24 protein-coding genes and 1 other RNA gene are annotated in these 20,512 nt (G+C 65.7%); 12 read left to right on the forward strand and 13 right to left on the reverse strand.

Annotation, left to right across the window (positions count from 1 at the left end; all coding sequences use genetic code 11):
* Nucleotides 1-2,590, forward strand: a 2,590-nt coding sequence (locus VHK65_08750; protein ID HVS06241.1) for a HAMP domain-containing protein, incomplete at its 5' end; no start/stop codon positions are given.
* Nucleotides 2,591-2,640: 50 nt separating this feature from the next.
* Here VHK65_08750 and VHK65_08755 read toward each other — a convergent pair.
* A complete protein-coding gene (locus tag VHK65_08755) occupies nt 2,641-3,330 on the reverse strand; it encodes a hypothetical protein (protein ID HVS06242.1) in 690 nt (229 codons plus the stop codon).
* Between the two features lie 213 nt (nt 3,331-3,543).
* On the opposite strand from VHK65_08755, the gene VHK65_08760 reads away from it, so the two are divergent.
* A complete protein-coding gene (locus VHK65_08760; protein HVS06243.1) occupies nt 3,544-4,554 on the forward strand; it encodes a hypothetical protein in 1,011 nt (336 codons plus the stop codon).
* On the opposite strand, the gene VHK65_08765 is transcribed toward VHK65_08760, so the two are convergent.
* From VHK65_08765 to VHK65_08795, 7 genes are all read right to left on the reverse strand, one after another.
* The gene (locus tag VHK65_08765) at nt 4,551-4,721 is read right to left on the reverse strand and encodes a zinc ribbon domain-containing protein (GenBank protein HVS06244.1); all 171 of its coding nucleotides are present in this window, start codon (nt 4,719-4,721) and stop codon (nt 4,551-4,553) included. The two genes, VHK65_08760 and VHK65_08765, sit on opposite strands and share 4 nt — an antisense overlap.
* Nucleotides 4,722-4,885: 164 nt before the next feature.
* The gene (locus VHK65_08770; protein HVS06245.1) at nt 4,886-5,446 is read right to left on the reverse strand and encodes a hypothetical protein; all 561 of its coding nucleotides are present in this window, start codon (nt 5,444-5,446) and stop codon (nt 4,886-4,888) included.
* 5 nt (nt 5,447-5,451) lie between these two features.
* On the reverse strand, nt 5,452-6,909 hold the full coding sequence (locus tag VHK65_08775; protein ID HVS06246.1) for an MFS transporter: 1,458 nt from the start codon (nt 6,907-6,909) through the stop codon (nt 5,452-5,454).
* A gap of 126 nt (nt 6,910-7,035) precedes the next feature.
* Nucleotides 7,036-7,298, reverse strand: an RNA gene (gene ffs, locus VHK65_08780) — signal recognition particle sRNA large type.
* Nucleotides 7,299-7,328: 30 nt separating this feature from the next.
* Entirely contained in the window at nt 7,329-7,805 is a 477-nt protein-coding gene (locus VHK65_08785) for a hypothetical protein (GenBank protein HVS06247.1), read from the reverse strand.
* On the reverse strand, nt 7,805-8,632 hold the full coding sequence (locus VHK65_08790; GenBank protein ID HVS06248.1) for a tetratricopeptide repeat protein: 828 nt from the start codon (nt 8,630-8,632) through the stop codon (nt 7,805-7,807). Before VHK65_08790 ends, VHK65_08785 begins: the two co-directional genes overlap by 1 nt.
* Nucleotides 8,619-9,308 carry a TIGR02206 family membrane protein gene (locus VHK65_08795; GenBank protein ID HVS06249.1) on the reverse strand — a complete coding sequence of 230 codons (690 nt, stop codon included), beginning with the start codon at nt 9,306-9,308 and terminating at the stop codon, nt 8,619-8,621. The genes VHK65_08790 and VHK65_08795 overlap by 14 nt, the downstream gene beginning before the upstream one ends.
* Before the next feature lie 223 nt (nt 9,309-9,531).
* On the opposite strand from VHK65_08795, the gene VHK65_08800 reads away from it, so the two are divergent.
* The 9 genes from VHK65_08800 (at nt 9,532) to VHK65_08840 (ending at nt 15,803) form a co-directional block, all read left to right on the forward strand.
* Nucleotides 9,532-9,885, forward strand: coding sequence for a response regulator (locus tag VHK65_08800; protein HVS06250.1), 354 nt, complete (start codon nt 9,532-9,534; stop codon nt 9,883-9,885).
* 1 nt (nt 9,886) lies between these two features.
* Complete coding sequence (locus VHK65_08805) at nt 9,887-11,317, forward strand: ATPase domain-containing protein (protein ID HVS06251.1); 1,431 nt, start codon at nt 9,887-9,889, stop codon at nt 11,315-11,317.
* A 111-nt stretch (nt 11,318-11,428) separates the two neighbouring features.
* On the forward strand, nt 11,429-11,644 hold the full coding sequence (locus VHK65_08810) for a hypothetical protein (GenBank protein HVS06252.1): 216 nt from the start codon (nt 11,429-11,431) through the stop codon (nt 11,642-11,644).
* 51 nt (nt 11,645-11,695) lie between these two features.
* Complete coding sequence (locus tag VHK65_08815) at nt 11,696-12,037, forward strand: hypothetical protein (protein HVS06253.1); 342 nt, start codon at nt 11,696-11,698, stop codon at nt 12,035-12,037.
* Between the two features lie 140 nt (nt 12,038-12,177).
* Nucleotides 12,178-12,711 carry a dihydrofolate reductase family protein gene (locus VHK65_08820; GenBank protein ID HVS06254.1) on the forward strand — a complete coding sequence of 178 codons (534 nt, stop codon included), beginning with the start codon at nt 12,178-12,180 and terminating at the stop codon, nt 12,709-12,711.
* A gap of 11 nt (nt 12,712-12,722) precedes the next feature.
* On the forward strand, nt 12,723-13,286 hold the full coding sequence (locus VHK65_08825; GenBank protein ID HVS06255.1) for a dihydrofolate reductase family protein: 564 nt from the start codon (nt 12,723-12,725) through the stop codon (nt 13,284-13,286).
* 46 nt (nt 13,287-13,332) lie between these two features.
* Complete coding sequence (locus tag VHK65_08830; protein ID HVS06256.1) at nt 13,333-13,695, forward strand: hypothetical protein; 363 nt, start codon at nt 13,333-13,335, stop codon at nt 13,693-13,695.
* Between the two features lie 3 nt (nt 13,696-13,698).
* The gene (locus tag VHK65_08835; GenBank protein ID HVS06257.1) at nt 13,699-13,998 is read left to right on the forward strand and encodes a hypothetical protein; all 300 of its coding nucleotides are present in this window, start codon (nt 13,699-13,701) and stop codon (nt 13,996-13,998) included.
* Between the two features lie 47 nt (nt 13,999-14,045).
* Nucleotides 14,046-15,803 (forward strand): HD domain-containing phosphohydrolase, encoded by a 1,758-nt coding sequence (locus VHK65_08840; GenBank protein HVS06258.1) that lies wholly within the window; start codon nt 14,046-14,048, stop codon nt 15,801-15,803.
* Nucleotides 15,804-15,835: 32 nt separating this feature from the next.
* Here VHK65_08840 and VHK65_08845 read toward each other — a convergent pair whose 3' ends face one another.
* The 4 genes from VHK65_08845 to VHK65_08860 all read right to left on the reverse strand — a co-directional run bounded on the left by VHK65_08845 (nt 15,836) and on the right by VHK65_08860 (nt 19,264).
* The gene (locus VHK65_08845; GenBank protein HVS06259.1) at nt 15,836-16,696 is read right to left on the reverse strand and encodes a carboxypeptidase regulatory-like domain-containing protein; all 861 of its coding nucleotides are present in this window, start codon (nt 16,694-16,696) and stop codon (nt 15,836-15,838) included.
* Nucleotides 16,693-17,193, reverse strand: a complete 501-nt coding sequence (locus VHK65_08850; GenBank protein ID HVS06260.1) for a hypothetical protein — start codon at nt 17,191-17,193, stop codon at nt 16,693-16,695. Before VHK65_08850 ends, VHK65_08845 begins: the two co-directional genes overlap by 4 nt.
* On the reverse strand, nt 17,190-18,893 hold the full coding sequence (locus tag VHK65_08855; GenBank protein HVS06261.1) for an HD domain-containing phosphohydrolase: 1,704 nt from the start codon (nt 18,891-18,893) through the stop codon (nt 17,190-17,192). Before VHK65_08855 ends, VHK65_08850 begins: the two co-directional genes overlap by 4 nt.
* Nucleotides 18,894-18,991: 98 nt before the next feature.
* Nucleotides 18,992-19,264, reverse strand: a complete 273-nt coding sequence (locus tag VHK65_08860; protein ID HVS06262.1) for a hypothetical protein — start codon at nt 19,262-19,264, stop codon at nt 18,992-18,994.
* 56 nt (nt 19,265-19,320) lie between these two features.
* Here VHK65_08860 and VHK65_08865 point away from each other — a divergent pair, with 56 nt between their 5' ends.
* Entirely contained in the window at nt 19,321-20,232 is a 912-nt protein-coding gene (locus tag VHK65_08865; GenBank protein HVS06263.1) for a trypsin-like peptidase domain-containing protein, read from the forward strand.
* Here the strand turns inward: VHK65_08865 and VHK65_08870 are convergent.
* Nucleotides 20,207-20,512: LysE family transporter (locus VHK65_08870; GenBank protein ID HVS06264.1), on the reverse strand; the 306-nt coding region annotated here is incomplete at its 5' end. The genes VHK65_08865 and VHK65_08870 overlap by 26 nt on opposite strands.

Here is a 20,512-nt window from a genome sequence, read left to right on the forward strand (position 1 = left end):
CGACTCGGTCAACGCCATGGCGTCGAACCTGACGGCGCAGGTGCGCAACATCGCCGCCGTGACCACGGCCGTCGCCAACGGCGATCTCTCCAAGAAGATCACGGTCGACGTCCGCGGCGAGATCCTCGAGCTGAAGGACACCATCAACACGATGGTCGATCAGCTCCGGTCCTTCGCGTCCGAGGTGACGCGCGTGGCGCGCGAGGTAGGCACCGAGGGCAAGCTCGGCGGGCAGGCCGACGTTCCCGGCGTCTCCGGGACCTGGAAAGACCTCACGGACAACGTCAACTTCATGGCGGGTAACCTCACCGCCCACGTGCGCAACATCGCCGAAGTGACGACCGCGGTCGCGAACGGGGACCTCTCGAAGAAGATCACGGTCGACGTCCGGGGCGAGATCCTCGATCTGAAGAACACCATCAACGGCATGGTCGACCAGCTCAACGCCTTCGCCTCGGAAGTCACCCGTGTGGCGCGCGAGGTCGGTACCGAGGGCCGGCTGGGCGGCCAGGCTTACGTCCTGGGCGCCTCCGGCACCTGGAGAGACCTCACCGACAACGTGAACCAGCTCGCCGCCAACCTCACGACCCAGGTGCGCAACATCGCCGACGTCACCTCCGCCGTACAAAAGGGCGACCTCTCCAAGAAGATCACAGTCGAGGTCAAAGGCGAGATCCTCGAGCTGAAGGACACCATCAACGTCATGGTCGATCAGCTCAACGCCTTCGCCTCGGAGGTCACCCGCGTCGCGCGCGAGGTCGGTACCGAGGGCAAGCTGGGCGGCCAGGCCCAGGTCAAGGGCGTCGCCGGCACCTGGAAAGACCTGACCGACAGCGTGAACCTGATGGCCGGTAACCTCACCGACCAGGTGCGCGGCATCGCCCGCGTCGTGACCGCGGTCGCCAACGGCGACCTGCGCCGCAAAGTCGTCTTCGAAGCGAAGGGTGAGATCGCCGCGCTCGCCGACACCATCAACGAAATGACCGACACGCTGGCGACCTTCGCCGAGCAGGTCACCACCGTGGCCCGAAAAGTCGGTGTCGAGGGTGAGCTGGGCGGGCAGGCGAGCGTCCCGGGCGCGGCGGGCACCTGGAAGGACCTCACCGACAACGTCAATCAGCTGGCCGCCAACCTCACCGGCCAGGTGCGCGCCATCGCCGAGGTGACGACCGCGGTCACCGAGGGAGATCTCACCCGATCGATCCGCGTGGAGGCCAGCGGTGAGGTGGCCCTCCTCAGCGACAAGATCAACGAGATGATCCGCAACCTGAAAGAGACGACGGAGAAAAATCGGGAGCAGGACTGGCTCAAGACGAACATCGCGAAGCACACGACCATGCTGCAGGGTCAACGGGACCTGCGCACGGTCGCCGACCTCATCCTGACCGAGGCCGCGCCGTTGGTCTCGGCTCAATACGGTGCCTTCTATATCGTCGAGAACCGCGAAGGCGAGGAGCCGGTGCTTCGAATGACGGCCGGCTACGCCGTCAGCGCGAATGAAACCGCGGGCAAGGCGTTCCGCTGGGGTGAGGGGCTGGTCGGCCAATGCGCCCGGGATGCGCGCCGCATCCTGCTCACGACTGTTCCGTCCGGGTACATCGGCATTCGCTCAGGATTGGGCGAAGCCCCGCCGCATAGCATCGTCGTGCTGCCGGTGCTCTTCGAAGGCCGGATCAAGGCCGTGATCGAGCTGGCCTCCGTCGGGCCATTCAGCGAGACACACCTCGACTTCCTCGATCAGCTGACCGACGGCATCGGGGTCGTCCTCAACACCATCGAGGCCAACATGCGCACCGAAGAGCTGCTCAAGCAGTCGCAGATCCTCTTCGCCGAGGCCCAGGAGGCGAGCAAGAGCAAGAGCGCCTTCCTTAGCATGGCCGCGCACGAGCTCCGGACTCCCCTATCCGTCATCACCGGCTATCTCTCGATGTTGCAGGACGGCAGCATTCCGCCGCAGAAAGCCGAGCAACCGCTGCGCGTCCTGATGGGCAAGGCGACCGAGCTGAACAGCATCGTCGACGACCTCCTGACCGCCGCGCGTATCGAGGGCGGCACGGTGCCAACCGACGCCAGGACGCTCGATCTCCGCGAGATGGCTCGTCAGGCGATCGGCCGCGCCGAGGCCCGTGCCACCCTGCTCCGGGCGGAGATCGCGTACAGCGAGCCAGACGAGCCGGTAGCGGTTACGGCGGACCGGGAGCAGCTGGCGCGCATCATCGATAACCTCATCAACAATGCGCTGACCTACAGCGCCGGACGACCGTGGGTCAAGCTGACCGTCATCGCCGATGGCGACCCGGCCCTGATCATCGAGGACCGCGGCGTCGGCATCGCGCGCGACAAGCAGGACAAGATCTTCGAGCGCTTCTTCCGGATCGACGATCCTGGCCTCGGTCCGCAGCCGGGTACCGGGCTGGGTCTCTTCATCAGCCGCGAGCTCGCCGAACGGCACGGTGGCTCACTCAAGCTCGAGTTCAGCGAGCTCGGCAAGGGCAGCACCTTTGTCCTTCGCCTTCCGCCCACGAGCGGCGCCCACGCTGCTAACCTCCTCTCCCCTGCCCCGGCCCTCGAGGGAGCCTCGGCCTCGTAACTTGCTCCTCCCGGGTTCGGGAGAGCAAGCGGCAGCAAGGCAACCCCGTCTCAGCGGTTAATCGTGTCGCCGCCGATGTCGACTCGAGCATCGAGGGTCGCGCGGAACGCCTCGATCTCCGCATCGCCCAGGATCCGGCTGATGCAGTCCTCGCTACCGCCGACGTAAGTGTCCGCGAGATCGATGTCGGTCGCCACACACCAAGCCTGGTCATCAGGCCACCAGAGGTTCGGACTTTCCTGCGGTGTTCCCCAAGAGAAACCCGTCACGGCGTCGATCGGCCCGCGATACAGAAGGTAATCACGGTTCTCTGCCCGAACTCTCGGGATGCCTGAATATCGTTTCGGGTCGAGAAAACCATAGCCATCCCAGATGCAAAACCAGCAGCGGACTGGCGTAGATGTGGACGACCGAAGCAGACCGGCGACCCGCTCACACTCCTCGCGCGGCAGCACCCCCTGCATCGGTGGCGAGCCCCACAGGGGGAACTCAAACTCGGTCAGGTTCGCGATCCGCTCGAACTGCATCTGTGGATGGGCGACGCGCCCAGTCCAGGCGGCGACGGTTGACCACCGCACCCGTTCTCCATTTCCCCCGTCCACCGGACTCTTGTGCGCCGGATGAAGGATCCGAGCATAGGCTTCGAACCCCTCGGGAACGACGGAACCCACGGGAACGCCCTGCTTGCCCCATTTCCATAGGCGCTGCTCGATCCAATGCGCGGCGGATGTGTCCCTCATGAGCTCGACGCGGCCTTCTGTTTCGTGCACCGGTATGGGCCATGCTTCGGGTGACGCCCAATCGCGGACGGCCTCCTTGAGCTGCGAAAAAGCGGAGCCGCCCCTCCGTTTCCAGCGACCTGGCTTCTTCATCCGTCAAGCGTAATGCGGTCGTCCCAGTCCCTACGCCTTTGGGGGAGGGCAGGGTGGGAGCCTGAATTTCGATTTACCCATGTGCGGCAGGCCGGGAGCTGGCGACCGGGCGACGCCCAGCTCGGATGGATCATCGAGAACCGGGTCGATGAGGCCTACATCCTCTCCTGGCCCGGCCAGCTGGAGACCTACGTGCCGCTCCACGACACGGGCGGCTACGACCGCGCGCGGGCCCCGCTGGGATCCTATGACTACCGGCTCGACCAGATCAAGGGCCCGGCCAGCGTCTACCTGAAGAACCAGGTCGAAATTGGCTTCACGACGCTGGCGCTGCATCCGAATTCAAATCTCGATTTCACCTTCGTCGATTTCCATCTGCCGACGCGCGAGCTGATTGATCCCGCCTGGTTGGTGCCAAGCGAAAAGCTCACCGAAGTTTGCACCCCTGCAAGCCCCGGCCGGAGGCGAGGGCCGCGCTGGCTCTTCACGGCGGATCGCTCCGGCCTCGCCCGTGATCGAGCGGCAAAGTACCAGGTTGCGGTCCGAGAGCTGGCTGCTGCGCGGCGCTGGTCCATCCTGCCTTCAAAATCAGCTATTGCAGGGGTTTCCGCGAACCCGATCGAGACAGGCGCCTTCTTCGAGCGGCACTTCGATGCCGCCTTCCTGGAGGCCGCCTCGGGAGACGAGATCTTGTTGGCGGCCGCTCCCGACAACTTTGGCCGCCATCGACTCGCATTCTCGAAGGAGAGCGGACGATGGGCGTCGATCGCGATCCACGGGTCGGCCGCGACCAACGCCACGCACCTGATTCAGGCGAACATCCATAGAGCGACGTTCTTCCCGAACCCTCGTCACTACATCCTGGTCCAGCACTACGATCGGCAGCGGGCGGAATGGTATCCGTGGTGCTGGTTCATCCCATCGACAGACTTCGCAACGTTAGCTGCCGGGAAGGGACCCTACCTCCTCTTCACAACCACCCTGAATCCACAGCGGGTCAATCGCTGGACGCCCTATCGGATTCTGACCGCCACTGCCGCGTCCGCGTTCCAATCCGCGCTCAAGCGTTCGGTGTCTCGACGCGCCGCCTAGTACGAACGAGGCGGCGCCGCGGAGAATAGCGAGATCGCCTGCTTCACCTCGGTGCTTCCACACTTCGGACAGGCGTGTTCTTTCTCACGCTCCGCATAACTGCCCATCACCTCGAATCGCTCGCTGCACTTCGTGCAATTGAACTCATAGACCGGCATGGCGCTCATCCTCCTGGAACCTCGCCGTTTGGCTGCCTGCACCTGACGGTAGACCTCCAATCTGCCGGCGTCAACCTCCTCGCGAGCGTGAGAGTGGCGTTTAGCTGCCGGCCGCCTGCCTCTCGTTGCCGCGTTTGAAGTTGCCTGTCGCGCGCGCGAGAAGGCGCTGCGCCTCACCTGGCGTTGCGGCGGCGAGCTCCGCGGCCAGCGCCCTGGCGTTGGATCCAGCCAATCGCCGCACCTCGCGTCCGCCCCAGCGGACCAGGAGGACGCCAGAGGCCGCGAGCCGATAACTGAACTCCGGCTTCATCGATGGCGGCTGGGCGGGCTTGAGCCACCTGCGCCCGGCTCGCGAGCGCCAGCACCAGCGCGAGAATTCCGAGAACGCCACCCGCTGCTGGTCGCAAACCACCGACGCCCGCTTTCAGGTGGATCGCAGTCAACCCGACGTTGCCGGCGGCTACGAGCCCGGCAAGCCCGACCATGACGGCGCGCGATCCGGGTCGCTCGCCGCGCGCGTAGCGCACGGTGGCCACGCCGAGCAGTCCGATCCACAGCGCGAGGCCGAGCGCCGAGCCGGCTGCGCGACCCGGCGCGTCGGTGAACATCGCGGCTCGAGTCACGAGGAACTCAGCAACGTCGGCGGCACCTGCGAGCGACACGCCGATCAACGCCAGCCCGGACCATTTTTCCCTCCCCCGCTCGCGGGGGAGGGCAGGGTGGGGGTCCGGCATCCCGGTCAGCCGCACGCCTCCTGTACTTCGTCGTCCACGGGGGTCTCGGCAGATGGTTCCATGTCGGACTTCAACAGGGTAACTGCCAGCACAATCGATGCGATGGCGAGCCCCGCACCGATTGCCCAGGCCAGGTGGTAGCCGTTGCTGAGCGCCGCGGCAGTCGCCTGCCCCTGCGCGATTAACTCGCTCGTCCGATTCGTCGAGACCGTGGCGAGCACCGCGAGGCCGAGCGCAGCGCCCACCTGACCGGTCGTGTTTAACAGGCCCGAGGCGAGTCCTGCATCGCTTGGCGAGGCCCCGGCCATCGCCACCACGGCCAGCGACGGGAACGCCAGGCCACCGCCGATGCCGAGCAGTGCCAAGACCGGGAACCAATCTCGCAGGTACTCGCCAGCGACGGGTCCGCGCGCGGCAAGCAGCAGAGCCACGCTGATCAATCCGAAGCCAACCAGCAACACGTTGCGGGCGCCGAACCGCATGATCAGCCTGGCGGTGACGCCGATCGACAGCGCACCCATCCCGACGGAGACCGGCAGGAACGCAAGCCCAATCGTCAGCGGGCCGTAACCGAGCACGCGCTGCATGTCGAGCGAGCTCATGAAGAAGAACCCGAACATCGCCACGCCACCGATGGCCTGGATGATGTTGGAGGCTGAGACGTTCGGCACCCGGAACAGTCGAAGCGGCAGGAGCGGATTGCGAACCTTCGCCTGCCGAACGACGAAGGCGAGGATGAGGATCACCGCGACGCCACCAAACCCGAGGGTATGCGTTGAGACCAGGCCATACTCGGCCGACTGCACGATGGTGTAGACGCCAAGCATCAAGCCTGCGGTGACGAGGAGTGCGCCGAGGATGTCGGCGCCCTGGTCCAGCCCCACCCCACGGTCGGCCTCGAGCAGCCGGGCGGCCAGCACGGCGATCACGACGCCGATCGGCAGATTGACAAAGAAGATCCAGTGCCAGCTCACGGCCTGGGTGATCATGCCGCCAGCCAGCAGACCGATCGAGGCCCCAGCGGAAGCGACGAAACTAAAGACCCCGATCGCCCGAGCCCGTTCCGCGGGCTCGGGGAACATCGTGACGACCATCCCCAGGATCACGGCAGAGCTGACGGCCCCACCGATCCCCTGCAGGAAGCGCGCCGCAATCAGCATCGGCTGGCTCATCGAGAGCCCGCAGAGCACCGAGGCGGCTGTGAACGCGACAAGGCCGATCAGGAAGATTCGCTTGCGACCAAGCAGATCGCCGAGCCGGCCGGCCAGCAGCAAGACACCGGCATAGGCGATCAGGTAGGCATTGACGACCCAGGCAAGGCTGGCCTGCGAGAAGCCGAGGTCGTTCTTGATTGACGGCAGCGCCACGTTGACGATGGTCATATCGAGGACGATCATCAGGAAGCCGGCGCACAGGATGTACAGCGCCAGCCATCTCCCATCACTCTTGGTCTCCAGCGGCATGTCAAGTCTCCTATCGATGAGGCGTGATGAAGTGGACATGCTGTTTAGACCCCGTAGGCCGGAAAACTCATCGGTCGCCGCCTGGATCTCGCCCCTCGGGAGAGAGTCAGGGCAGGGAATTAGTGACCGCGCACCCCTTCTCGTTGTAACACCGCCCGGGCACGCAACGCGGACCACTCAGGCCCGGTGGGCTGCGGCGCCCCCGGCACCCCGCTTACTGCTGCTTCCTTCCGGACCTGACAGGGTTCACGGAACCAGGTCGCGCAGGACCAGGCCATCAACGCAGTCGCACGAAACACGCTCCGGACAGCGCACCCCTCAAAGGGGAGTTCGACCCCGCTAAAGCGGATTGCGGGTACAGGGCACCGCTGGCTCCCCGTCTAGCGCGATCGGGTCTATTCTACCCGCGTCCGGCGCGGCTAACCTTGGGGTTCGCGTGGCGGCCGGAACGTCAGCAACGACCAGGCGCCGAGCCAGGCGATCATCGCCCCGAACACAATCACCACTGCCAGGTCGAGGCCCAGGTTGAATAATTGGGTGCCCGTGTCCGTGGCCTCGCGTTTCGCGGCCGGGCTGAGACGGTCGAATGCCGCCTGGCCCACCGGCAGATAGGTAAGGAGGAGGGCCGCGACGACGGTATGGAACAACTCGCTGATCCCGCCGGCGATCGCACCCATCTGCAAGGCGGGGTTGGTGCTCTTGGTCACTGCCGCCAGTTTGCGACCGGCACCGCCGATGATCAGAAAGCCAAGTGCGGAGGTGACGAAGTTCGAGAACATCGTTGGCGTCAAGTCATGGGTCGCGTAGACAGACACCAGGCGCACTAGCAGCACAAAGACCCCAGCGATGACGCCGAAGACCAACCCCTCTCGAATCACGAGTCCGATGCGCGACACTAATTGACCCGGCTGATCAGCTGACCTCTCAGCTGTTTGACTCGCGGCGCATCCTCCGGCTCCGGCCGCACCGCGAGGTAGCGGGTGAAATCCGTCAGGGCCTCTTTGTCGTGATGCATCTGGAAATGGATCATGCCGCGATCCCGCCATTCCGAGGTGAGATGCGGATCGGCCAGCATGATCCGGTCGCTGGCGCTGAGCGCCCGCGGCAGGTCCCCACGCGACAGGTACAGGCTCTTCAGGTTGTTGAGGATCCGTGACAGGATCTGCCGCTTCGTCGAAGGCTCGAGCAAGGCCGGCCGCATCTCGACTTCACCGCCGTACATCTCGTTCAGCATCTTCGCGCATTCCTCGCGGGTTAGCGTGCGTCCGTTGAAGGCGTCGATGAAGATCTCGCCACTACTGGCCGGGGCGTACTTCACCAGGAAGTGGCCTGGCATGCCAACCCCTCGTACCGGCAAGCCGGCCCTCTCCCCTACCGCGACATAGAGCACCGCCAGCGTGATCGGGATCCCGACCCGGCGCTCCAGCACTTCGTTGAGAAAGCTGTTGCGCGGGTCGTAGTACTCCTGGCGATTTCCCTTGAAGTGCATCTCCTCGAACAGATAGGCGTTTGCGACCTCGACCACCCGGCGCGGTTCGACCTCAGCCCGGATCCGCTGCTTCAGCTCGCTCGCCATGCGGGCGATTTGATTGAGGTACACCGCCGGACGCAGATCCGCGTACTCCTCGGCGGCGATCAAGAGGGCCGCTTCAGCGAGGTCAAGTTCGGTGTCCGGCGTCTGCAGCAGGCGCGTGAACGCGTCGCGTGCTTCAGCCGGCGTCATGCCCACCTAGTCTAGACAGACGGAACGGCGCGTTCAGAATGGCCAGCACGACCAGCGTCAGCGCCGCGCCGGCCGCGATGTACCAGGGCCACGGTCCCATCAAGTTGAGGAGGCTGCCGCTCGCCGGCACCTGCCGCAGGTACATGTAGTTGCCGCCCGTCACAAGATCGAGCAGTCCCACCACGACCGCGAAGGCGAGCGTCAACAGGAAAATCCGTCGGACCGCACCGGGCCGCGGGTACAGGGCGAGCCCGATGACCAGGAAGAGGGCAGCCAGGATGACCAGGTCGTGGGTCACGTAGAACTGGAGGTAGGGAAAGCTCGGAAAATGCTGGTCCCCGAGGTCTGGAGTCAGCACCGCCTGGAGCGTGCCGCCCAATCCCCAGAAGTAGGCGACTTCAACCAACAAGAGCTGCCGCCACAGGAGCGCCGCGGCAGCGAGGAACCCACCGACGTCGCACAGCTGGACCGGGAGGCTGGCACCCACGGACCACGTGTGATTCGCCAGGACGTAGGGCTGCCAGCTCAGTTCGGCGATGACCAGAACGAGCGCGATGATCGCGCCAACCGCCTTGATCCATGGCCCCGGAGTGCGCCTGGCCGCGACGCACAGCACCACCGCCGCCGCGACCAGGAGCGCGAGTGGAATCAGGTGCTCGACCGAGAGGATGCCCACCGGCCGTCGATTCTAGTGGCTCCCGTACGTAACGTCTTCAGCGATCCGTTGTAGGTAGCGTCGGGGAAGATCAAAGCCGCCTGGTCAAGGGAGCAAATCTCCTTCAGTACCTCGTAGGGTCGGCCCAGACGCGACCTCACACAGCCCCGCTCTCAAAGGGCGGTCGCTGCTCAGCCCCGCCGAGAACCGATGGCTCCACGCGAACACCCGGTCCCTAACCCGGATGGCAAGGATTCTGATCGTCGATGACGAACCGGATATCCGTTTCATGATGCGGCTGATCTTGGAGGGCGCCGGCTACCAGGTCACCGAGGCGCGCCATGGCGCGGCTGGCTTGAAGTCCGTCAAGGCCAGGCGGCCGGCACTGGTGATCACGGACGTCATGATGCCGACGATGGGCGGACTCGAGCTCATCGAGCGCCTGCGGTCCGATCCGAAGACCGCGTCGCTCCCGATCCTGGTCGTCAGCGGCAATTCCGGCCTGGCCACCGCGGCCAATGCCCGTTTAGGCAAACCCTTCACGCGGCGGGAGCTCTTGCACGCCGCCGCCATCCTTATCCGGGAAGATGGAGGCTGACATGGGACGGGTGCGAACCGGGATTCCAGACCTCGATCTGATTCTCGGCGGCGGGTTCGAGCCGGGCTCGCTTGTCATCCTCGCGGGGGCTCCGGGTACGGGGAAGACCATCCTGGCGCAGCAGATCTGCTTCGCCAATGCCACGCCCGAGCACAAGGCCCTCTACTACACCACGCTCTCCGAGCCCCACTCCAAGCTCGTCCGGCACCTGGAGCCGTTCGAGTTCTTCACGCCGGCGGCGCTCGGCCGCAGCGTGGACTTCATCCACCTGGGCGAGCTCGTGCAGGAAGCGGGCCAGGAGGGGCTCGAGCCGGTCGTGTCCGAGGTGGTGCGGAAGTGCTTTGAGACCCGGCCGGCCGTCGTGGTGATCGACAGTGCCAAGGCACTGCGCGACTTCGTCAGCGAGCAGGAGCTCCGGACCGCGCTCTATAGCCTGGCGAGCCGCGTCGCGCACACCGACGCTGTCCTGCTGCTGGTGGGTGAATACACACCGCGGGAAATCGAGGGTGGCGTCGAGTTCTCCCTGGCGGACGGCATCGTCCAGCTCGCCTACGAGCCGCATGAGCCGGTGGACCGCCGCTGGCTGCGCGTGGTGAAGCTTCGCGGTGGCGATCACCTGGTCGGCAAACATTCGTTTCGCATTCGGCAGAAGGGCTTCGAGGTGTTTCCCCGATTGGAGACGCTAGCGCCAAACGGCACCGTGGACGCCGATGGGCGAGTCGCCAGCGGCGTTCCCCGACTCGATGAGTTGATGGGAGGCGGGATGAGTGTCGGGCAGGCCACCGTGGTGCTGGGGCCGTCTGGCGCGGGAAAGACCATCCTCGGGCTGCGCTTCATCGCCGAGGGCCTGGAAGCGGGAGAGCGCTGCCTCCTTGTCTCTTTCCAGGAAACCGGTGACCAGCTCGTCAAGAAGGCCGCCAGCTTCGGTTGGGACATGGCGAACGCCTGGCAATCGGGGCAGCTGGCGATCCACTACGTCCCCATCGGAGAGCTGGACCTCGATACCATCGCGGCGGCCGTGCGTCGGGAGCTGGCCAAGGGCTCGCTACGCCGGGTCGTGATCGACAGCCTGGCCGAGTTGGTGTTTGCGGCTCGCGAGGCCGACCGCTTCCCCGCCTATTCCCGCAGCCTGGTGGGATGGATCCGCGCCGCCGGCGCCTCAGTCGTGATCACCAGCGAAACGACCACCCTTGGTCCCATGACGGAGCCGATCGGCGGATTGTCGTTCCTCTTCCACAACGTGATCCTGCTCCGCTATCTCGAAATCGGTTCCGAACTTCGTCGGGCGCTCAACATCATCAAGATGCGAACCAGTAACCACGACAAGGGCGTGTACGAGTATGTGATCGACAAGCATGGCCTGACGATCAAAGACCGGCTGGAAGGGGTCACCGGGGTCCTCGGATGGAGCGCCCTGCGCACACGCGACTGACGCCCTAAAGCCACCGAGCTGCACACATTTGGCCCGACCGCTCCCTGATCACTGCGAGAGATACATTTGGTCCGGAGGGAACCTTTCGCTGATTGCGGCGTCTAGTAGATCGTGAGGGCCGGGCTTGCCGTAACGGTCGCGGCAGCGCTGATTGCCGGTTGCAGTGAAGCGGCCACCACGGCGGCCAAACCCTCCGCCGCAGCGACCGCGCCGATCTCACGGCCCCAGCCGTTCGTCTCACAGCCCCAGCCGTTCAATCTGTTCACGCACTGCGGCATCCTCACGACGTTCTTCGCCGGGCGGACCTTTTACCTGGCCGAGCTCTAGCCGGCCCGCGTGCCAGTCATGGATCCGGGACGGCCAGAGGTTCCGGGGACGATGACGCTACTCTCGCCACACGTCGCCGCATTCGTCGATCACGCTGGCAATCGCGTTCTCTTTGTCGACCAGGTACCGGGCACGCTTAACACGCCGTACCCGTTTGCCGTAGGCGTGATGAGCGGCGGAAACCAAATCGGCGACGTGCACTTCGCAGGGCGACGCTGGCACACGCTGGAAACGCTGCCGGGGGTCACTGGCCCACCGTACGGCAACGGACAGGATCGCTCGACCAACGTCGGCGGCACCTTCACAATCGTCGACGCGGACCGCGGCGTGTTTCGCAGCTACGCGGGTGCCGTGCTGCAGTTCACGGCGCTCCCCCAAGCGGGCTGCGACTGACCAGATACCCGAGCGGTCGGCAGAAATGCCTTAGAGCCTGGGAAATAACGGTTCAGGGGGTCTCCTGCACGCCGCAGCGATGAGTTTCGGCGGCTTGATCAGTCAACTACTAGCATCGAGACCAATCGGAGGTGTAGGGCGTGCGAAAGATCGTCGTAGGTATGTTGTTGTCCCTCGACGGGGTTGCCGAGGCCCCGGATAGTTTCTTCGGCTGGGACGACGCGGTGGACGCCAAACTCCCCGCTATGATCGCGACACAGGACGCGGTCATTCTCGGCCGCCGTAGCTACACCGAGTGGGCGCAGTTCTGGCCGAGCAGCCAGATCGAGCCATTCGCGACATTCATCAACGGGGTCACGAAGTATGTCGCGACATCGACGCCCCTTGACCAAGATTGGGCCAACGCGACGGTGATCGACGGCGGGCTGGTCGAATTCGTTCGGGATCTCAAGCGGCAGCCCGGCGGCGACATCGGCGTCCACGGAAGTATCTCGGTCGCGCAGGCGCTGCTCGCCGCCGACGTTGTCGACGAACTCAGCCTCGTGATAGGGCCGATGATCGCCGGCCGCGGACGACGACTCCTCGACGGCTTGCCATCGATTCAGCTCGAATTGATCCGAAGCGAGATCTCACCGACTGGATATCTGCTCATCGACTATCGCGTTATTCGTTAGAGACGCTCATCATGGCCAAGTTGATCTACTCGGCGATCACCTCGCTCGACGGCTACACCGCGGACGAGCACGACAACTTCGACTGGGCGGCGCCCGACGAGGAAGTGCACGCCTTCGTCAACGACCTCGAGCGGCGGGTCGGCACCCACCTCTACGGACGCCGGATGTACGAGGTGATGCGGTACTGGGAAACCACGCCCAGCGGCGCCGATTCCCTGCCCGTCGCGAAGGACTACGCGGAGATCTGGCGGGCGGCCGACAAGATCGTGTACTCGAAGACGCTGGCGACAGCATCGAGCGCCAGAACGCGGATCGAGCGAGACTTCAACCCCGAGGCCATTCAGCAGATGAAGTCCCGAGCCCGACGTGATATCTCGGTAGGCGGTCCCGACCTCGCCGCCCAGGCGATCAGGGCCGGGCTGGTCGACGAGCTCCACGTGTTCCTCGTTCCGATCGTGGTGGGAGGCGGCAAGCCTACTTACCCGCGCGATGTCCGTGTGAAGCTCGAACTGCTGGACGAACGGCGCTTCGGCTCCGGCGTTGTTCACCTCAACTACCGCCTCACGCGCAGCTGACGCGTCAGCGATTTCGACCAGTTATGCTCACAGAAGGAGGGGTCACATGAGCGAGAAGGGGCGGAGCCGTCCGTGGCGGGGTGGCACCTGGGGCTGTGGCTGCACCAGCGTCGTGGTGGTCCTGACGGCGGGGCTGGTCTTAAGTCTTTTCAATGCGGCGATCGGCCTGGGTGCGTCGGTGCGCATTCCGTTCACCTCGAGCAACCTGACGATCGCCGGCTCGCTTGGCACGAAAAACAAGGCACCGGAGGTCCTGCCCGGTTACACGCAGGGGCGTCTTGGAGGAAACCAGAACTTTATCAACCATTCGTCGACGCTGACCATCGGGCCGGCTGAGGGCGCGTACCTGATCGTCCTGGGCAGGCAGGATGCCGCCCCGATCATCGATCTTCACCTCGAAGCTCGGTAGTCCTTGACGCAACCGCCACCTGAGCGTGTCTTCGTGATCGTGGTCGAATCCGAGGGCGGACGCGATCCCGAGCGGATGCCATTGCTCAGCCAGACCGGCCCCGCTGGCGCCAGGCGAACGGCCGCCTTCAGCAGCATGTTGCTGGCGACCGCGTTCCTCAGCCAGGCGCAGGAACTGGGCCACTACGTCAAGCTCGACTACATCTTCCCGGCCGATGGACGCCGCCTCGCCCAGGACTTTCCCGAGTACGAGGTCCGCCTCGACCCGAGCCCAAAGGCCTTCTTCGGCGAACCGGGCGCCTAGGCCGGCACAAGCTCCCCGACCTCTCGAACGTTACATGCCGCGTCATCATGCCCCGCTTCAGCCATCGGCTGGCATTGAAGATCGTGCTCCCCTTCGCCGCCCTCACGCTGGCGATAGGCGCCGTCGGCACCCTGACCGCCACCGGCGAACTGAGCAGCCGAAGCCAGGGTGCGTTCGATGCCCAGCTCGTCCACGACGGCATCGTGGCGAGCTCGATGGTGACCACCGCCGATACGGACCGGCGAGCGATCCTTCGCCTCCTTGCCGGCGGGTCTGGCCTCAGCCAGAACTGGGACAAAACCCCAGCACTGCAGGCCTGGCTGGAACGAGCGCTCACCATCCACCCCAACGTCATCGTCGAGGCGGTCGACACCTCAGGACGGGAGATCGTTGGAGTCGTCGGCCACGGCGCGCTCGCCGACACCGTGAGCCAGAGCCACGACCTGAGCGGCTGGCCCGGCCTCTCCTACATGCTGAGCGGCGGCGCGACCACGGTTGACCTGGTGGCGTCCGCGCCAAAGCCTGCCATCTACACCGGCCAGCCGGTTCGCAACGCGGCCAACAATCTGATCGGCGCCATCCTCGTTGGCGACTATCTCGACGATCGGGCCAGCGCGATAAAGGCGTCGCTACCCCATGACGACATCACCTTCTACGACGTCAACGGCCAGATCCTGAGCACGTCCCTCAGCATCCCGCTGAGTCAGTGGTCGACGCTCGCCCTCGACGCGAGTACGCGCGCTCGTGTCAGTCCCAGCAGCGTCGTCGAGCTCTCCCGGATGGCTGGCGGCCCCGGCACGGAGATCGTCTCGCCGTGGACCCTACGGACGACGAACCTGGGCTACGTCGGGACGACCGCCTCCACTGCGGGCTTGCTGGCCGACTCGAACCAGCTGCGGATCATTCTCGTCACGCTCTTCCTTGCCGGCGTGTTGTTGACGCTCGGCATCGGTATCTGGCTGGCGCGTCGCATCACTCGCCCGGTGCACCGGCTGGTAGAGGCGACCCGGCTGGTCAGCGCCGGCGACCTGGACCACCAGGCGCCGGTGACGACCCATGACGAGATCGGCGAGCTCACCGATTCCTTCAACCAGATGACGCGCAGCCTGAAAGAGAAGAGCGCCTCGTTGAGAACGACGATGACGCAACTCCAGGACACGTACCTGATGACGATCGAGGCGCTGGCGGCGGCGGTCGAAGCCCGCGATCCCTACACGCATGGGCACACGCGACGCGTCGAGGAGTACGCCACCATCATGGCGAAGGAACTCGGCTGTACCGAGGCGGAGGTCGGCGCGCTGCGCCGCGCCTGCGTGCTGCACGACATCGGCAAGATCGGCATCGAGGATGCCATCCTCCGCAAGCAGGCCCGCCTCGAGCCCGACGAAGCGATGCGAATGCAGAAGCACCCCGTGATCGGGGTCGACATGCTGAAGGGCATCGATTTCCTCGACCCGGTGCTCCCCCTGATCCGCCACCATCACGAGCGTTGGGACGGCAATGGCTACCCCGATGAGCTACGCGCGGATGAGATTCCGCTCGGTGCCCGCATCCTGGCGGTCGCCGACGCGGTCGACGCCATGACATCCGACCGCCCCTATCGGGCGGCGCGCACCTTCGACTACGCGAAGACGGAAATCCTCAAAGGCTCCGCCACGCACTTCGATCCCGAAGTCGTCACCGCTTTTATCAAGAGCCAGCGCGCCATCGAGGAGCTGCTCCGCGCCACGGCGGGAGACGACATGCACCATCACCCCGATTCGGACGACCTCGGCGGCTGGCGGATGCACGTCGTCGGCCGTTAAGAGGTCGCGTTCCATCCCGCTGCGAGGGCGGGCTAGGTGTGGGCCAGAGCGATCTGAACGGTGGTCGTCTGACCCGGCTTGATCGTGACGAGGCGACGCTGCGTTACGTAGCCGGTCGCCGAGACGGTCAGCGTATAGGTTCCATTGAGGACAAGCCCGTATGAGAAGTCGCCGTTTGTGTCGGTGACGCGGATCATTCCAAGAGAGGAAAGCGTGACGGTGGCGCCCGCGATTGGGTCCCGGCTCAGGCTGTTCGTCACCGTCCCGACGAGGCTGCCGTAAGCCGCGACGCTGACCAGCCGGAAGCCGACCGTCGCTTTCTGGCCAAACGCGACCGTCACGGACTGACTCGCCTTGTTGTAGCTGAGGGCGCTGGCCGTGACCGTGTAGCTCCCGGCGTTGACGCCGATGGTGAAGTTCCCATTCGCGTCGGTCAGCGCTGAATTCCCGCCCGGACTGACGGCTACCGTCGCCGCGACGATCGGCCGGAGCGTCTGGCTATCCAGAACCTGTCCGCCGATCGTGGCCGGTGCGGAGGTCGGTGTGGCTGTTAGCGTGGGGATGGGCTGAGTGGGAACTGGCAGCGGCGTCGGCGCTGGCGCGTGCGAGGGAGCCACGGGGTTCGGGGCCGAGGACGCCGTCGGTGCGGGCGTCCGGCTGGCAGTCGCGTCGCCCTGGACGTCCTGCAGGACCTGGATCGAAAGTGGGCCCGGGCGCTCGAGCGAATCGCCCGCGTAACTGGCGACGCCGATCCCATGCACGTTGACGGCGACGACCATCAGCCCGGGGAGGCTCGAGGCGATGGTCGCCGCGGTCCAGAACACAAGACCGAGGAGCGGAAGCAGGGCGAGCAGGCCGAGGCGGCGGGTGAGGCGGCGCCGTGCGGCTTTCATTGCAGCAAGCCGGGCAGGAGCGAGGGCAGGATCGGAACCGGCAGCGGAAGCGGCAGCGGTAGCGGGCTGGCCGTGGGCGTCGGCCTCGGCGTCGGCGTTGGGGTGGGCGCGGGTTTCGGCGTCGGCGTTGGCACCGGAAGCGGCGGGGGCGTCGGCAGCGGCACCGCGGTCGGCGTCGGGAGCGGGAGGATCGGCGTCGCTACTGGTAACGCCGTCGGGGCACCGGTCGGTGCCGCACTGGTAGCCGGCGTGGTTGCGTGCGATGCGACGGCGCCGCTCGCGTCCCCAGCGGCGTCGTCGAGCACCTGCAGTGACAGCGGCGCGGGCCGCTCCAGCGACTCCGCCGCATAGCTGACCAGGCCGAGCCCATGGACGTTGACGGCGAGGGCGGCGAGTCCGGGAATGCTCGACGCCACGGTCGCCGCTACCCAGAACACCAACCCGAAGAGCGGGAGCAAGGCCACGGCCCCCACGATGCGAACGAGGCGCGACCTCATGCGGCCTCGGGCTGCTGCGCGCTCAAGACGGTCTTCCCCATCTTGCGAAGCAACGCCTCGATGACGGGGCGCCGCGCCATGAACGCGGAGACGACGTCGGGGTCGAATTTCATCCCGGCGTCGCGACGGATCGCGGCGGTCGCGGCCTCGAAGCTCAACCCCTGCCGGTACGGTCGATCGGAGGTAAGGGCGTCGAAGACGTCCGCCACCGCGATGATCCGGACGAGCAGCGGGATCTCGGTTCCGCTAATCCCGGACGGATAGCCGCCGCCGTCCCAGCGCTCATGGTGATGGAGAATGCCTGGCAAGCTCGGCCGCAGGAAGCGCAGCCCTTGGAGCATGTCGTGGCCGATCCGCGAATGCTCGCGCATTTCGTCCATCTCGGCGTCGTTGAGCGGACCGGGCTTGCGAAGCACGCGGTCCTGGACGCCGATCTTGCCGATGTCGTGCAGCAGCGCCGCCCGGCGCAGCGACTCGCGCTCCTTCACCGGTAGCTGCATCTCATCGGCGATTTCGATGCTCACGGCGGCGACGCGAGCGGAGTGCCCGAAGGTCGAGGGGTCGCGCGCGTCGATCGCCCGGGCCAGGGCCTCCATGCTCGCAAAGGCCGTTTCCTCGAGCGCGATCGTCTTTTCTTCGAGGCTGGCGGTCATTTCGTTGAAGGCCTGCGCGAGATAACCGATCTCGTCCTTGGAGGTGACGCTGGCCCGATGCTGGAGATTTCCCGCCGATACCACCCGCATCGAGCGCACGAGCCCTTCGATGGGACGGGTCAGTCGCGACGCGGTTGCCGTGCCGACCAGGAGCGTCAGCAAGGCGGCCGCGGTAAAGACCAGCGTCAGGATGAGGCGGACCTGATTCACGACGCTCAACAGCGAATCAGCGTTGGCCTGCACGGCCAGGTATCCGAACTGGCTGCCGCGCATCGTCCAGGTGCTGAACAGCGCCCAGTAGGCGTGACCCGGGTGGCTCTCATCTATCGTCGGCCGAACCGTCGCCTGCGCCGTCACCTGACGCCGCACCGCGTCGCTGGCAATCGGCGGGCTCGCCAGCGCACTCGCCAGCAACGTGCCAGAACGGTCGTAGAAAGCCGACCCGTCGATTCCCCTGGCGATCTCGGCGAGCGACTGGCCGACCAGGACCGCGCCAACGATTCGCTGGCCGGACGTGCGCACGGCTCCCGTCCAGTAGAGCATCGGTGGGGACGGCTGACTGGAAAGAAAAAGCCGCCGGTCGCCAGCTGCCGGGTCGGGCTCGCCCGCCAGGACCTTGACGACCGCGGGCTCCATGGCGAACTCCGAAGGGTTCGTGACCGCGACCGGTCCGGAACTGCCCCGCGAACCCTGGATGCGAAGAACCTCCCTGCCATTGGCGTCGAGCACCCGGAGCTGGATGCTGGCGGTGGTGACGTTGCCCGCGATCGGCGTCAGCAACCGCGTCAGGCCATCGATATCGTTCGCGGCCAACGACTCCGCCACGCCAACGGTGTCGGTGGCGAGACGCAGGTCCGCGAGGCGCGCAGCTTCCACCTGCGCCACGGATTGGTTCGCCAGCAGGCTGCTGTGCAGCAGGTCGGCGTCGAATTTCGCGGCCGCGGCATCGGTCAAGCGTGCCGTCGCGACGCCGCTGCCGATCACACCGACGAAGACCAGCAGCACCGCGAACGGCAGGATGATCTTGTAACGAATGGGAAGCCGCATGGCGCCGATTCGATGATCTGGCGGCTACGTTGCGAAGATCGTTGCGGCGGCGCGGCCTGGCGCCGGATTGGGCCATTCGGACCCAGCCAATGAGCCGCTTAGCGCGACTGCCAGAACTCCAGGCCGCGCCGGAGCCGCTTCATTTCCGCCTCGAGGAACGGGATGTCGACCCCGGCCAACTCCTTCTTTGTCTCGGGAACCTGCTGGATGTGCTCGCGTGTCTCCCCGAGCAGACCCTCCTTGAACCCGACCAGGTCGGTGTAGACGGCACGCCAATGCCGGACGTCATCGGCGTCGAAATTGTCCCGGTTCTCGCCCTCCAGGAACCGGTCGAAATCAATGATTCGCTTCATGAAATCCGGCGGTTCCATCGCAGCCCATGATAAGCGCTTGTTTAACGCTGCCGGGGTTGGGTACGACCGACGAAATGGTCTCCGATGTTGATCTTCTGGACAGCTACTCCAAGGCCGTCATCTCGGTCGTCGAGTCGGTCGGCCCAGCCGTGGTCGGCGTCAGCGGCGTCGGCACCGGGATGTTGATCACGCCCGACGGCTACGCCCTCACCAACAGCCATGTCGTGAGTGCCGTGAAAGCCTACGAGCTCACCCTGCGTGACGGGTCCTCTTTGAAGGCGGAACTCGTCGGCAAAGATCCCCATACCGACCTCGCCGTCCTGCGGGCGTCGGGCGCCGGTCTCCCCCACGCACGTTTGGGCGACTCCGGCCAGCTCAAGGTCGGACAGCTGGTGGTCGCCATCGGGCACCCCTTCGGGTATCAATCCACGGTGACGACCGGTGTCGTCAGCGCCGTCGGCCGCACTATGCGGGCGCAGAGCGGCCGCACCATCGAGAACATCATCCAGACGGATGCCGCGCTGAACCCCGGCAACTCGGGCGGACCGCTGGTTGATACCCGCGGCCAGGTGGTCGGCATCAACACGGCGATCATCGCCATGGCGCAGGGCATCTGCTTTGCCGTGCCGAGCAACACGGCGCAGCGGGTCGTCTCGGTGCTGATTCGCGATGGCCACGTGGTCCGTTCTTACCTCGGCGTCACCGGTGAGACCTGGCCGATCCACCGCCGCGTCAACCGGTACTACCAGCTCGATCAGGACAGCGGCGTCCGGGTGGCCCACCTCGACGCGAATGGGCCGGCGCAGCGCGCGGGTCTGAAGAAAGAAGACGTCCTGGTGAGCCTGGCGAATCACACCATCAAGAACGTCGAGGACCTCCAGCATTTCCTGACCGACTGGCCGGTCGGCATCCCCGCGGAGGCGCAGGTGCTGCGCGGCACCGAACTGCTCAAGCAGCCCATCATCCCGGTCGAACTAAAGATCTAGCCGCGGCCACGGTTCCGAAGCCAATCAAGGCCAGACCGGCGACGATGCCGATGCCGCGCGTGATGCCTGGCGTCAATCGCCGGCGAATGACCGACACGGCGGCGGTCAACCCGAGCCACCACAGCGCGGATCCGAGCATGACGCCGGCGACCAGTGCCACGGCCGGCTGCCAGCCCGCACCGACACGTAATCCAAAACCGGCAAACACGGCAATGAAGGACAGGATCGTCGCGGGATTGCCCAGCGTGAGTGCCACCATCGACCCGTAGGCGCCGACCAG

It is taken from the genome of Candidatus Dormiibacterota bacterium (genome assembly GCA_035544955.1).
Classification (GTDB): domain Bacteria; phylum Chloroflexota; class Dormibacteria; order CF-121; family CF-121; genus CF-13.

Bases quoted from the DNA above. Each gene is read 5' to 3' on its own strand.
- VHK65_08765 (HVS06244.1), bottom strand. From the start codon at position 4,721: ATGAGCGCCATGCCGGTCTATGAGTTCAATTGCACGAAGTGCAGCGAG.
- VHK65_08840 (HVS06258.1), top strand. From the start codon at position 14,046: ATGCCCCGCTTCAGCCATCGGCTGGCATTGAAGATCGTGCTCCCCTTC.
- VHK65_08860 (HVS06262.1), bottom strand. From the start codon at position 19,264: ATGGAACCGCCGGATTTCATGAAGCGAATCATTGATTTCGACCGGTTC.
- VHK65_08800 (HVS06250.1), top strand. From the start codon at position 9,532: ATGGCAAGGATTCTGATCGTCGATGACGAACCGGATATCCGTTTCATG.
- VHK65_08775 (HVS06246.1), bottom strand. From the start codon at position 6,909: ATGCCGCTGGAGACCAAGAGTGATGGGAGATGGCTGGCGCTGTACATC.
- VHK65_08865 (HVS06263.1), top strand. From the start codon at position 19,321: ATGGTCTCCGATGTTGATCTTCTGGACAGCTACTCCAAGGCCGTCATC.
- VHK65_08825 (HVS06255.1), top strand. From the start codon at position 12,723: ATGGCCAAGTTGATCTACTCGGCGATCACCTCGCTCGACGGCTACACC.
- VHK65_08815 (HVS06253.1), top strand. From the start codon at position 11,696: ATGACGCTACTCTCGCCACACGTCGCCGCATTCGTCGATCACGCTGGC.
- VHK65_08770 (HVS06245.1), bottom strand. From the start codon at position 5,446: ATGCCGGACCCCCACCCTGCCCTCCCCCGCGAGCGGGGGAGGGAAAAA.
- VHK65_08830 (HVS06256.1), top strand. From the start codon at position 13,333: ATGAGCGAGAAGGGGCGGAGCCGTCCGTGGCGGGGTGGCACCTGGGGC.
- VHK65_08755 (HVS06242.1), bottom strand. From the start codon at position 3,330: ATGAGGGACACATCCGCCGCGCATTGGATCGAGCAGCGCCTATGGAAA.
- VHK65_08805 (HVS06251.1), top strand. From the start codon at position 9,887: ATGGGACGGGTGCGAACCGGGATTCCAGACCTCGATCTGATTCTCGGC.
- VHK65_08790 (HVS06248.1), bottom strand. From the start codon at position 8,632: ATGACGCCGGCTGAAGCACGCGACGCGTTCACGCGCCTGCTGCAGACG.
- VHK65_08855 (HVS06261.1), bottom strand. From the start codon at position 18,893: ATGCGGCTTCCCATTCGTTACAAGATCATCCTGCCGTTCGCGGTGCTG.
- VHK65_08850 (HVS06260.1), bottom strand. From the start codon at position 17,193: ATGAGGTCGCGCCTCGTTCGCATCGTGGGGGCCGTGGCCTTGCTCCCG.
- VHK65_08845 (HVS06259.1), bottom strand. From the start codon at position 16,696: ATGAAAGCCGCACGGCGCCGCCTCACCCGCCGCCTCGGCCTGCTCGCC.